The sequence below is a fragment of the Bacillus sp. FSL H8-0492 genome (genome assembly GCF_038006145.1).
Classification (GTDB): Bacteria; Bacillota; Bacilli; order Bacillales; family Bacillaceae_G; genus Bacillus_A; species Bacillus_A mycoides.
The window spans coordinates 541093-555575 of sequence record NZ_JBBOUP010000001.1 but is presented as its reverse complement, the minus strand read 5'-3'; the positions used below and the strand labels follow the sequence as shown (position 1 = coordinate 555575).

At 33.1% G+C, this 14483-nt stretch carries 7 protein-coding genes; all 7 read right to left on the bottom strand.

Annotated elements, in window-relative coordinates:
* Positions 1-192: 192 nt before the first annotated feature.
* Positions 193-3090, bottom strand: coding sequence for a collagenase ColA (colA, locus tag MHH66_RS02875; RefSeq protein WP_078185197.1), 2898 nt, complete (start codon positions 3088-3090; stop codon positions 193-195).
* 303 nt (positions 3091-3393) lie between these two features.
* Positions 3394-6744 (bottom strand): leucine-rich repeat domain-containing protein, encoded by a 3351-nt coding sequence (locus MHH66_RS02870; protein WP_106408017.1) that lies wholly within the window; start codon positions 6742-6744, stop codon positions 3394-3396.
* Between the two features lie 151 nt (positions 6745-6895).
* Positions 6896-8071 carry a sporulation protein YhbH gene (yhbH, locus tag MHH66_RS02865; RefSeq protein WP_002010376.1) on the bottom strand — a complete coding sequence of 392 codons (1176 nt, stop codon included), beginning with the start codon at positions 8069-8071 and terminating at the stop codon, positions 6896-6898.
* Between the two features lie 448 nt (positions 8072-8519).
* Positions 8520-10415, bottom strand: coding sequence for a PrkA family serine protein kinase (locus tag MHH66_RS02860; RefSeq protein WP_002029658.1), 1896 nt, complete (start codon positions 10413-10415; stop codon positions 8520-8522).
* Positions 10416-10818: 403 nt separating this feature from the next.
* Positions 10819-12888, bottom strand: coding sequence for a sensor domain-containing protein (locus MHH66_RS02855; protein WP_078185196.1), 2070 nt, complete (start codon positions 12886-12888; stop codon positions 10819-10821).
* A 124-nt stretch (positions 12889-13012) separates the two neighbouring features.
* Positions 13013-13501: a tRNA (uridine(34)/cytosine(34)/5-carboxymethylaminomethyluridine(34)-2'-O)-methyltransferase TrmL gene (gene trmL / locus MHH66_RS02850; RefSeq protein WP_000538149.1), complete on the bottom strand. Its 489-nt coding sequence runs from the start codon at positions 13499-13501 to the stop codon at positions 13013-13015.
* A 58-nt stretch (positions 13502-13559) separates the two neighbouring features.
* Positions 13560-14447 (bottom strand): amidase domain-containing protein, encoded by an 888-nt coding sequence (locus tag MHH66_RS02845; RefSeq protein WP_002029655.1) that lies wholly within the window; start codon positions 14445-14447, stop codon positions 13560-13562.
* Positions 14448-14483 lie beyond the last annotated feature (36 nt).

Genomic DNA, 14483 nt, shown 5'->3' with positions numbered 1-14483 from the left:
CTTTCAAAGATTATTGTTCTTAATTTTCAGTTATTTACCTTTTAAAGAAAAACCTGTAAGGCAGGCCCCTAAAAAAGAACAGGAGAAACCTATTGTGACAGGCTCCTCCTAGTAAATAACCGATATATTGTATATCTATATAATATACTATTTTCCACAAAAAGTAAAGTTAAACATACATTGGAAGAGTACTTATTTTACTGATAATGCGTATGTTCCATCGCCATTATCATATTTATATACATACAAGTAATACTTACCTGGTTTTGCATTAAATTTTGCTTCTATACGATTTCCATTAGCTTGACCGTAAGCTACGTAATTTTGCATATCTGATTCATGGTGAAGTACCCATGTCATCCCGATTCCATGCTCATTTAAAACAGAAATATCGATATCTTTCGCTGATGCTACATTAAATGTATAAACATCGGTGTGATCCCCGCCGATAAGGCTACCTTTTATAGTAGTGTTCAGCCCGATACGATTTGCTTCCTCTGGACGATTATTTGGTTCAGATTCTGTTAAACTCCCATCTTTAATCGTAACAGTTGTCTCGCTTCTACTCTCTTTTCCTTTATCATCTTTTACTCTTAACGCTACTTTATAAGTTCCTTCTCTTTCATATGCATGTACTGGATTAACTTCTGTACTTGTTCTTCCGTCTCCAAACTCCCATGAATAAGAAACGATTTTTCCATCTTCGTCGTTTGAGCCATCACTTTTGAATTGAATTCCTTCTTTTACAAGCCCATTATAAGGACCGTTTATATTAACTGTCGGAGCTTTATTTTCTCCGTCATCTTTTGCGATACCATGAAAGACTACATCATATTCAAATTGATTGAAACTATTCACACGGTAATTGACGAAATATGCTGTAACCGTTTTGTAGCCGCTCCATTCTTTTTGCGCCAATTGTTCTAAAGCTTCATTTACTCTTTTACTCATTGCTTTCCAGTCTTCTGATTCACCTTTTGTTACACTACCTGTAAACGTACCTTCTAATGTAAATGTATTAAAGAATTGAGACTCATGTTTTGTCATTTTTGTATCTTTCATAGACAACGTCTCACTAATTTCTTTCTTCACTTCTGTTAACGATTTTGGTGCATGTTCAGTTAAATAATCATCTGCTACTTCCGGCACATTATACTTATCTTGATTATCAATTAACTGCTGCATATAAGCTTGGTACTCTTTATTTAACTTCGGATCTTTACTTAAAGTTTCACGATATGTATCGTAATTTTTCACGTCATTCGCACGAATTAAATCTTGAATTTTATCAAATGTTTCAAATTGATGTGTATACAAGTAAGACTGCAACGCAAACGAGTAGTTATAGAAATCCCAAGAACCATATTTAGCAAATAGTGTACGCTCTGCTGTATAACGGCTTGCAGGATCAGATGATAATCCACTAATGATGCTCTTTCTCGGTACTACATTATTTGTACGAGTAGATCCTGCGAAAAATTCTGCATTCCCTTCTTGGAACCAAGTTAATCTTTCATTTTGATACATATCTCCTCTTCCAAATAAACCGGGAACTTCATATCTCCCTTGAAGATAATGAGTAAACTCATGACGGAATAACTCTTCTAAACTATAAATACTTTGCTCTGGCGTACGCTCATATGTAAAGAATGTACCTGTCTCTTCAATATAAATTCCACCGTTGTTTGTTTCATATCCATACAATTGTCTATTTAACTGATATTCATCCGGAGTATTATAAATTACTATCGTTAATACGTCGTCTGCATTACCTTGTTCTAAAGCTTTATCATTACCGATTACACGGTGATATTGAGCCTTTACTTCCTTCGCAGCCCAATATAATCTCTTAATTTTTTCTTCTGACACTTTATCCCCAGTTTTAAATACAATAGATCCATCGTCGAATGTATACGTTTTTGGTAAGTATTGCTCCTTGCCTTCTTTACGTATCTTCTCTAAATCTACCGTATTCCCGCTATAATCTTTCCCATTATAGTTTGTTGTAATTTGTTCTACCGCAACAAAATAAGGTTCGCTTAAACGTGGATACATATGCATTGCTTGTGTAACAACCTCTAATCCTTTATTTGGATTGCTATGAAACTTCCCTAAACGGCTAGCAAAATAAATTCCATTATTAACGAGCCATTTATTTTCTGGCGTTACTTCATTTAGAAGAGCAATACGATTTATTTCATTAATAAACCCATCTACTTTTCCATACCACATCGTTTCATTCGCTTCTTTACGAGCCTCATTTAAGTAAGACTGTATATCATAATCAATGCCTTGCATCATATCGTACACAGCTTGTCCTTTCATACGATCGTCTACATATGCATTAAAATTATCATTATATTGTTTTAAAATATTCGATGCGTATTGCACCGTTTCAACATCACTTGATGCATTACTAATTAATTTACCGTATGCAGATACGACTGTATCTTGTTCAACTGTACCAAGCTTAAAGTTTGGATTTTTTGCGATTGCTTTTAAAGCAGGTAAACATTTATCCTGGAAGCTTCTCTCATTTAAATCGCTTAATTCGTTATTATAAAATGCAAGATAAAAAGCTGAACGTAACACTTCAGTAAACGTTTGAATTCCTTTTGAATCATCTTTCGTAAATGAATTCCCTCTATGAGCTAATTCATCTATAATGACTTGCATTTTTCCTTTATCTTTATAAAAAGCCTTTGCATCTTCATTAAACTGGAATAAGTCTGTAATTTGGTGCCACTTAATACTGCCTAACGTTTCAACTAATTCTTGATCATTCATTTTGTTTAAATCAGCCATTGAATAGCTTTCTTTAATTTGCTTTACTTCTGAACTTTTCATAATAGATGCTGGTCGCTGTGAAAAATCTCCTACTTTTAAACGTTCTTGAAATGATAATGTTTCCTCGGCTTTAGAAGCGTGTCCGATCTCATCTACTGGTTTTTCAATTCCAACTGGTTTCGAATGCAATACATTATACGGTACCTTTTCTTCTGCTGATACATTCGTTTGAATTGCTCCGAGCGATAGCGCCATTGTACTAATACTAAGCAACACTTTATTGATCTTTGATTTCTTGTTCATATTATTGCCCCCCTATTTATATATTCCATTCAAGAAATTAACATATTATCTGGATGAAATGATATAAAATGCAATATTTCATATTATTTCTTCATACATTTTGAACATATAGTGAACGAAAGGGACTTACAGTTTCCGCTACAGTTGCTCCATTATTTAAGCGATCGAAACATCCTCGTATCAATATCCTTCCCCTATTCAAAAAGACCTTATCATAAGCATATTTCAACATGAAATTGCTATGACAAGGTCTTCTCAGAAACTCATATAATCATTTTATATAATAATAAGATAAAACGTTTTTTATTTCTTAAATAATCTCTTTCTAAATACAAACATACTTAGTGCTGAAAGAACAAGTGCTAATCCAGAAAATAAAGTCGATGTGTTAGCTTGACCACCAGTTGCTGCTAAAGACTTCTGATTTTCTTCTTGCTTATTAGCATGTTGTTTATTTGAATCTTTTTCTTTCGTACTCTCTTGTCCTACCACTTTCACTGGCCCGACTTGATTATCCCCTTTTGGCTCTTGATCCAATCCAGTTGTTGATTCTTTTACCTCTTCTTTTGTACCTTCAACTTCTTTCGTTGGCTCTTTCACTTCTTCTTTTGTTTCTCCAACTTCTTTTGCTGGTTCTTTCACTTCTTCTTTTGTACCTTCAACTTCTTTTGCTGGTTCTTTCACTTCTTCTTTTGTACCTTCAACTTCTTTCGTTGGCTCTTTCACTTCTTCTTTTGTTTCTCCAACTTCTTTCGTTGGCTCTTTCATTTCTTCTTTTGTTTCTCCATCTTCTTTTGTTGGTTCTTTTACTTCTTCTTTTGGCCCCTCAACTTCTACTGTTGGCTCTTTTACTTCTTCTTTCGCTTCTTTCGTTGGTTCTTTCACTTCTTCTTTTGTACCTTCAACTTCTTTTGCTGGTTCTTTCACTTCTTCTTTTGGCCCCTCAACTTCTACTGTTGGCTCTTTTACTTCTTCTTTCGCTTCTTTCGTTGGTTCTTTCACTTCTTCTTTCGTTTCTTCTTTTACTTCTTCTTTTGCTTCTTCACCTTTTACTGTTGGCTCTTTTATTTCTTCTTTTTCTTCCAGTTTCTCTACTATATTCTGTATAACTTCACCACTAAACCATATACCAAGCCCGTAATACTCCGTTCCATCAAAAATAAAATCGTATTTCTTTTCTCCTGGAGTACTCCATACGATTGTACCCTCGTCCTCATTAAATGTGCCACTCTCACTTTTTAATGTAATATTCTCAAGCGGTTCCCCCTCCACATCATATACAGGGATTTTCACTTTTTGATTTACTTGTGCGTCATCTAAAAAAAATTTTTGCCTTCTAATATCGATTGTTGACCATTGAGACAATTGTATAATCGGTCTTATATCCTGAATCTCATTTCCAGGAAGTTTTAAGCTAATTAAATCTAACATCGAAGCAAAGATTGATATATCCTTAATCCGATTATCTGATAAATTTAACCATTGTAAATTTTTCAATTTACTTAATGGTTCAATATCCACTACTTGATTCCCTATTAGTTCTAGTTCATTCAACATACTTATTTCACTAATTGCTTCTACACTACTAATTTCATTATCATTTAATATTAATACGGATAGGTTTTTTAATTCTTGTATTCCTTGTATAGTATCGTTATTAATTTTATTATTTGAGGCCGTTAATTTTTTCAATGAATTGATTTTAAATAATGGTTCAATATTTTTCACATTATTATTGCTTATATTTAATTTCTCCAACTTCTCTAGTTTAGAAAATGGTTCGATATTTTCGATTTGATTATGTGCTAAACTTACAGATTTCAAACTTCTCAAATTCGAGATAAATGCTATATTTTTCAGCTCTAAGTTTTCTAACTCTAAACTTTCTAAATTCGACATAAACGCTATGCCAGAGACATCTTTTATATCATTACCCTGCCCATTAGTTATCTTAAATGTTTTAATCTTTAATAAATCCTCTTTCGTAATCGGGGCTTCTAAATCAGTTCTATTCAAATTATTTTTATTAATATATCGTTGTAATTCCTTGTCTTGAACAACATTCGTCCCCTCTTGATTTTTAACTATTTTTTGAATAACAGTTCCATTAAAACGTAATTTATTCTCTGAAGAACCTGTTTCTAAATTAAACTCATATGATTTTTCTCCAGGGCTGTCCCATTTTACAGAACCATTATTTTGTGTTCCCCCCTCGCTGATCCATTTAATACTTTGAAGAGATTCGCCATTTAAATCGTATATAGGAATTTTACTATCTTCATTTACTACGCCTTCATTCAAAAAGATTTTTTGTCTGTGAACTTGAACGACAAAACGCTTTCCAAACTCTTGAATAGGTCTTACATCAGAAATTTCATTTGAACTTAAATTAAGTTCGTATAAATTAGTTAGCCCACTAAGTGATGAAACATCCGAAATATAATTTTCTTCTAAATCAAGTGATTGTAATTTTTTCATTTTAGCTAGCGGTGTAATATCTGTAATTTCTGCATCACTCACTGCAAGCTTAGTAAGGCTCTCCATTTTACTAATAGATTCAAGATTAGTAATGTTATTATTTCCAATCGATAGTTCCTTTACTTTATTTAAATGTTCCATTCCTGTTAAATCACTAATATTATTATTAGCCACATACAAATTACCTAGAGACGCCATTGTAAATAGCGGTGTAATATCTTCAATCTTATTACCAATTAAATCTAATACTCTAACTTTGCTCAATTTACTTAATGGCTTCAAATCAGTAATTTGATTATTTCTTAAATAAAGATCTTGAATTTTATTCAGCCCAGCAATTGGTTCAATATTTTCAATTTGATTAGAGTAAAGATCTAAAAACTTCAAATTATTCAAATTAGCAATTGGAGATAAATCACTCACTTCAGATTCATGCAATCTGAATTTCTCCAAATTTACCATATGCTCTAAACCAGCTAAATTATTAATCCCCTTTCCGACATATACCTCTAGTTCTTTAATTTGTAGTGCATCGACTTTCGTTATTGGTGTATTTATATCTTTTCGACCTAAAGTATTTTTATTAATGTATTGTTGTAACTTTTTATCCACTACTATATTTTTTGTTTCTTCTTTTTGTTCTTCTTTATTTTCCTTTTGATCTTTTGGAACATTGTTTTCTAGATTTAACGCATTTACTTCAAACTGCACCTGGTACTTATTATCATAGGCCATTGTCGGAATATAAATATGCATTTGCATATTATATCTTTGTCCTAATTCTCCAATCTCAAACTGAATAACCTTTGTCCCATTTTTCTTTTTGTCTTCCGATAATACTTTCACATCATGAAAAACACCCAGGTTTTGACCATCTTCTGTTTTAAGATACTGGAAAAAATCACTATCATTTAACGTGGCAGTTATAATTTTTCTTCCATTCTCAATAGTTAACTTCGGATTTTTTATATAAACAGCTGCTAACGATTCTTCATTCGTTTTATCTTTATACGCTTTAATAACAGCATCATATGTACCATCCTCTAAAGCATATCCCTTTTTATTAGCCTCAATTGCTACCGCTGCTAAAGCAGGTGTTGAATACGTAGCAAACGGTAGCGCTAAAGCTGCCGCCACTAACATCGCATTTATATGTCTTCTTTTATTTTTTTTCAACTTTACATCTCCTCCAAAATATATAAATCAAAATGTAATCATTTCTCGAATAAATGATAATGATTTTCATTTTCAATATCAACTAGCAATATAAATATTTCGCAAAAATTTCTTTAAAATTTCACAAAAAAATAACCCCTTTTACAAGGGGTTATGCCATTTTTTCTCCTGATTCTTCTTTAAAAAAGCTCTTCATCGCATGAAATACATCTGCTTTTTGTTTTAAAATATAGTACCTAAAGTTTTCATCTTTAATATTTTTATATGCTGACATAAGCGTACTGTGGCGGTTGTACTGGTTCACTTCCCCATACCCAAACATATTACACTTCTTCATCAACTCTTCCACAAGCTTTACACATCTCGCATTATCCGAAGTTAAATTATCACCATCTGAAAAGTGGAATGGATAAATATTATAGCGATCTGGTGAATATTTATTATCGATTAACTCAAGTGCTTTTTTGTACACAGAAGAACAGATCGTTCCACCACTTTCTCCTTTTGAGAAAAATTCTTCTTCTGTAACGACCTTCGCTTCCGTATGATGGGCAATAAACTCAATGTCTACGGTTTCATACTTTGTGCGTAAAAATCTTGTCATCCAGAAAAAGAAGCTACGTGCCATATACTTCTCCCATATCCCCATCGATCCACTCGTATCCATCATCGCTAATACAACAGCTTTTGAATCTGGCTTTAACACTTCATTCCAAGTGCGGAACTTTAAATCCTCTTGGTGAATTGGATGGAAAGATGCTTTACCACGCATTGCATTTCGTTTATATGCAGATATCATCGTCCGTTTCTTATCAATATTTCCCCATAATCCTGTTTTTCTAATATCATTAAATTCAATATGTTCAATCCGGTTTTCATCCATTTCTTTTCTCTTTAAATTAGGCAGCTCTAACTCTTTGAAAAACGCTTGCTCCAATTCTAAAATTGAGACTTCTGCTTCATAATAATCTTCTCCAGCTGCATCTCCTGCCCCTTGCCCTTTTCCTGGTCCCTTCTGCTTTTGACCACCTGATCCATCTCTTGCAACAACATCACCAACTTTGCTGTCACCGTTTCCTTGCCCAACGTGTTTGTTTTTATCATAATTGTATCTAATCTTATATTCATCTAAAGAACGAATCGGTATTTTCACAACATCCTTGCCATTAGACATAACTATACTTTCTTCTGTTACAAGGTCTGGTAAATTATTTTTGATTGCCTCCTGCACTTTTTCTTGATGGCGTTGTTGGTCGTCATATCCTTTGCGATGGAGGGACCAGTTTTCCTGTGAAATCGTGTAATTTGGTTGGTTTTCTTCGCTCATTCCTTTCCCTCCTTACTGTAATTGTCTTCCTCTATGAACAGCAATCTATAATTTTATTTTCTAGTGTGCGTAACTAGAATATTTGAAAAATAACTGTTCATCGAAAATCATCCCATAAACATATATAGCGTTTTTCATACAATACTCCGAGCATCCTAAACAAAATTTTGCCACTCACATAATAGAAAGAAACATTCAGCCGTTGATAAGAAAGAAACACAATGCATTGTTGCACACATTTTCGTTTTGCAACATATTGTATTGTGTTGGCTTTTTTGTATGAATGGTTGGTTACTCTATCATATGCATATTGTAAAAATAATTGACAAGAAATTCATAAAATCGCATCTTAATTTATTATATTCGGACAAGCTATGACATTTTTTACAAATATCAATAGATAACAAAACGCCGTCCCAAGAATAAGAGACAGCGTTTTGTTATCAAACTATCGATTTAACAAACTACCTACATATCGTAACAATTCATTCGCAGATGAAGAATTATAGCCATGCTCATCAATTAAGCGTGCAACAACATCATTGATTTTCTTAAGCTGATTTTCGTCTGGTGTTTTCGTTGATGTTGTAATTTTCACTATATCTTTTAAATCGGCAAATAGTTTTTTCTGAATCGCTTCACGAAGACGTTCGTGTGAATTATAATCAAAGCGTTTCCCTTTACGTGCATAAGCAGAAATGCGAATTAAAATTTCTTCACGGAATGCCTTTTTAGCATTTTCTGAAATTCCAATTTGCTCTTCAATCGAACGCATAAGTTTTTCATCTGGGCTCATTTCTTCACCAGTTAACGGATCACGTAATTTTGATTTATTGCAGTATGCTTCGACGTTATCTAAGTAATTATCCATAAGTGTCTTAGCTGATTCTTCGTATGAATAAACAAATGCTTTTTGTACTTCTTTCTTAGCAATTTCATCGTATTCTTTTCTCGCTAATGAGATGAAATTCATATAGCGCTCTCGGTCCTCACTACTAATTGACGGGTGCTGATCCAATCCGTCTTTTAACGATCTCAGTACATCTAGTGCATTAATAGATGGTACCTCTTTTCGAATAATTGTAGAAGAAATTCGGTTAATGACATAACGAGGGTCAATCCCCTTCATACCTTCATCTTGATATTCGCGTTGCAGTTCCTCTACATCAATCGTATTATATCCTTCTACCGTTTCTCCATCATATAAACGCATCTTTTTAATTAAATCAATATCTGGACGCTTCGGGTCTTTTAAACGAGTTAAAATAGTGAACATTGCTGCAACGCGAAGTGTATGCGGTGCAATATGAACATTGGACACATCACTTTCACGAATCATTTTTTCATAAATATGTTCTTCTTCACTAACCCGTAAATTATATGGAACCGGCATTACAATAATTCGTGAATGCAATGCTTCATTTTTCTTATTTGCTATGAAGGAACGATACTCTGTTTCATTTGTATGCGCTACAATTAATTCATCTGCTGAAATAAGCGCAAATCTTCCTGCTTTAAAATTCCCTTCTTGTGTAAGCGATAGTAAATGCCATAAAAATTTCTCATCACATTTTAACATCTCTTGGAATTCCATCATGCCGCGGTTCGCCTTATTTAATTCTCCATCAAATCGATATGCACGAGGATCTGATTCCGAACCGTATTCTGCAATTGTAGAAAAGTCTAGACTACCTGTTAAATCGGCAATATCTTGTGATTTTGGATCAGAAGGACTAAATGTACCAATTCCTGTACGGCGATCTTCAGAGAAGAAAATACGCTCTACAACTACATCCTCAATTCTTGACCCGTATTCTTGCTCTAGACGCATAACATTTAATGGTGATAAATTCCCTTCAATCCTTACTCCATATTCATCAAAGAAATCATTCCGTAAATGCTGTGGAATTAAATGAAGTGGATCTTCATGCATTGGGCATCCTTTTATTGCAAAAATCGCTCCACGATCTGTTCGTGAATATGTTTCTAATCCTCGTTTCAACATCGTAACTAATGTTGATTTCCCCCCACTAACAGGCCCCATTAATAACAAAATACGTTTCCTAACATCTAATCGTTTTGCAGATGGATGAAAATATTCTTCCACAAGGCGTTCTAAAGCATCCTCTAATCCAAATAGCTGATTACTAAAGAAGTTATATTTTCTTCTACCATCAACTTCTTCAATTCCAGCATCTTTTATCATATTGTAAATGCGAGAGTGTGCTGTTTGAGCCACCCATGGTCTTTCTTTCACAAGCTCCAAATACTCCGCAAACGTACCTTCCCATTGTAAACGTTCTTCTGCTTCCCGATATTGTTCAATTTTCTTTAGAATATCCATTATAGCTCCTCCCCCATCTCCTTGTTCAATCGGATTATTATAAAAGGTATGCTAGGATGTCCTTAAACATTCTTTAAATCAAAACGAAATATATAATAGCGCAATAAAATTCTCTCCAAAATTCAAAGAAAATTCTGTATAATAAAGGTATTAAAGTTTTCACGCTGCTATTCATTGTAAATAAATTCTTTTCTTCTAGGAACCTTACATACATTTCGATTCACAAATAGGATTCGTAAACCGAAAAAGTAAGGGGGAAATTAGTATGAAGTTATTATTAATTTTAGGTGTATCACTCACATTTCTTACAGCTATTTTCACATCTGGTTATAACGATAAGCCAGGTACACAAAAAAAGTGATGTGCTTTTCAGCACATCACTTTTTTTCTTGTTTTTTATACACTATTTAAAATAAATATTTTCCACATCGTATATCGATAAAGGGCGATTATAAAAATAACCTTGTACGATTTTCACATTCTTTTCCTTTAAAAACTGTATTTGTTCCGCCTTTTCTACTCCTTCTGCAATCACATTTAACCCTAGAGTATGTGCTAAATGAATAATTGCAGCCGTAATATTCGTATCTCTTTCATCTTTATATATACCTTCCATAAAAGAACGATCAATTTTTAACGTATCAATCGGATATGTTTTTAAATAACTTAAAGATGAATATCCCGTTCCAAAGTCATCTAAATGAATCTTTAAATTTTGTTCTTTTAACTGCAGTAACACTCTTTTTGATACATCTTTATGTATAAGAGCCCCTTCTGTAACTTCTATTGCTAATAAATGAGGGGGAACGTTGTACTTATTTAAAGCACGTGTAATCATCTCTATTAATGTAATAGAACGAAAATGTCTAGCTGAAATATTAACTGCGATTGGTACAACCTCATATCCTTTATTTAACCATTCACGTATCTGTTCACAAACTTGATGTACTACCCATTCATCAAGTTTAATAATAAACCCTGTTCTTTCAGCAAGTGGGATAAATTGATTGGGCGAGACAAAACCTAGCTCCTTATTCTCCCACCTTATTAAGGCTTCCATACTGGCTATCTTTTCCGTTTCAATATTAATTTGAGGTTGATAATAGAGGGAAAATTCATTTTTCTCTATAGCACGATGTAACTGATTTTCTATTATAAACCTTTGTTCACGTTCACAATCTAATCCACTACAATAAAAATGATAATACCCTTTTCCTTTTTCCTTTGCTTTTTCCAAAGCTGCGTCGACTCTTTGGAAAAGCATTTTTTCATCCATTCCATCTTCTGGGGCCATTACAATCCCAATTGATGCACTCAAATAAACATCCTCTTCTTCTATTACAAAATGCCCACTAATTTTTTTTAATATTGTTTGTGCAACTTCCTCTACGTATTCTCTCGTTATATTTTCTATTAACATAACAAATTGATCATCATGTTCTCTAAATAAATGCATATCTTCTATTTTTAGATCTCGTAAGCATTCAGTAACTTTTTTTAAGACTTGATCCCCTTCTTTATGACCAAATGTATCATTAATAAGGTGAAATTCATCCAAATCTATAAAAACCAATGCGAATTCTTTATTCTCAGCTAAAAATTCATTTAGCTTATTTGTGCATGATATTCTATTCATTAACCCCGTTAACTGATCGAAGTAAGCTAAATATTCTGTTTTCATCTCATTTAATACTTGCCTCGTAACATCCCTCGTAACAATGTACACCCCGACGATTTCACTATTCACAATAATGGGGATTGTCCTCACGGAAATATAAAGTTCATATCCTTCTTTATGAATATATTTCTTTGCAACAATTTGTTTTGCTCTTCCCTGTAAAGCATTTTTAAATATAATTTGAAAAGTTTTTTCATATTCTTTATTTATAAACTGACAAATAAATTGGTCCTTTAACTCTTCATATCGATACCCAAAAATTTCATAAGTCGCTGGATTTGCATATGTAATTCTTCCAATAGAATCTACAGATATAATGGAATCATTATTATATTCTAGTAATGACTTAAATAACATTTGTTTTTCTTCTATTTCCACTTTTTTCTTAACCTGTGCTGTAATATCTCTAGTAATACAAATAATAAACTGACATGTTCCATTTACATCGCATACTGGATTAAGTGAAGATTCATAATGTATATCACCAGTTGGCAAACTAATTACATCACAAAATGTAATTGCTCTCGCTTCTCTCATTACCTTTGCATAGTGTCCTTGCAATAACCTTGCCGTATCTTCTGGTAATACTTCTGCAAAAGTTTTCCCATAACATTCTTTCCCTAGCCTGGCGTGATTCATTCCTATTTTATTCACATAAATATATTTAAAAGTTTCATCATCAATAACTTTCACAATAAACACTAAATCTTGAATAGCATGTAACAATCCCTGTCTTACTAAATCCATATCTATCATACTTAAAAAGGTATTTTGATTATTATATTGTTCCTTCATATTTATCTCAACCCGTCTTATCTATTTTTATTCATATATCTCATTCTATATGAATATGTACCTTTTTTAAAATGTATGATTACATATTTTTTTTAAAAATAAAAAAGCCGCCAAATGGCGACTTTTAATACACGATTTCTAAATCTAATCCTGGATAATTTTGTTGACGGAACGCTTCATAAATTAAAATTGCTGCTGTATTAGATAAATTTAATGAACGTACTTTATCCGTCATTGGAATACGTAAACAATGATCGAAGTTTTCTTCAATTACATTAGCTGGTAATCCATTTGTTTCTCTTCCAAATACGAAATAGTAATCCTTCTCACGTTTGCTATAATCAAATGCTGTATGAGCTTTCTCGCCATACTTTGTTAAATAAAAGAATTCACCATCTTTATTTTTCTCATAAAATTCTTCGATTGAATCATAATACGTAACTTTTACGTGCTGCCAATAATCTAATCCTGCACGCTTTAACATTTTGTCATCCGTTGAAAATCCAAGCGGTCTAATCAAATGTAATTCTGTTCCAGTTGCTGCACAAGTACGTGCAATATTTCCTGTATTTGCTGGAATTTCTGGTTGATATAAAACAACATGTACTCCCACGCGATATTCACCTCTATTTTTTATCTACTACGTATTATACCACTTGAACGAAAAATCTCTACCCATTAATAATATGAAAGAATTTATATTTCATTTGTGGTGTATATTTACTAGAATCTTCATAGTTCCAATAACGCCTGCGGCTATTCGCTGAATGTGCATTTACAAGCGGCATACCATCTGCGTCTTTTGCTACTACAATTGTCGTATGATTCCACCTACCATCATCCTCAAAATCATACGCAATTACATCGCCAAGAATAAGGTCTTCTGGCCTTTCTACTGCTTCTGCTCGAAGCCCTGTTGTAGCACCTGACAAATACCAATAAAAAGAGTGCGCTACAGCCCAGCTCCAACTCCACTGGTTTCCCCTTTGCCACCACCCTTTACGAATGTTAGGATGTCCATTCATTGGTACTTCTCCAGTATGCAGACATTGTGAAATGAAATTTGTACAATTATCCGGAAAATTACGGTATGCAGAATTGCGATCATCCCACCAACGCTCTGCATATTTCACTGCCTCTAAACGATTATATTGATATGAACCGTATTTTTCTTTCGTGACTTCCCGTTCTAACGTTTCACCTATTCCTATTTCTTCTGACACTTCGAGAGCATAATCATCTATTATACAACTATTTTTTAAACAAACTCGTCGTTTTAATTGTTCCTCTTCGATATAAAATAATTCTTTATGCTTAATTAAATATTTCAAGTGTATTTGATAATCAATTTCTTGATGCTCATTACTATTTAATTGTCTAACGAAAGAAATATCTGCAGTTGCTTTCACTATATGTGCACTACGCTTTTGAAACAATTGTTTCTTTCTCTGTACCATTTGTAACAAATCTACTGCAATACCATCTACATCTGTTCGTTTCTCTGTTATATATGCTAAAAACTGTTGCACTTGCTTTTCAATATTCGCTTTTACAACCATTTCGTCTCCCTCCCATATTACAATATGAAAAAGGGA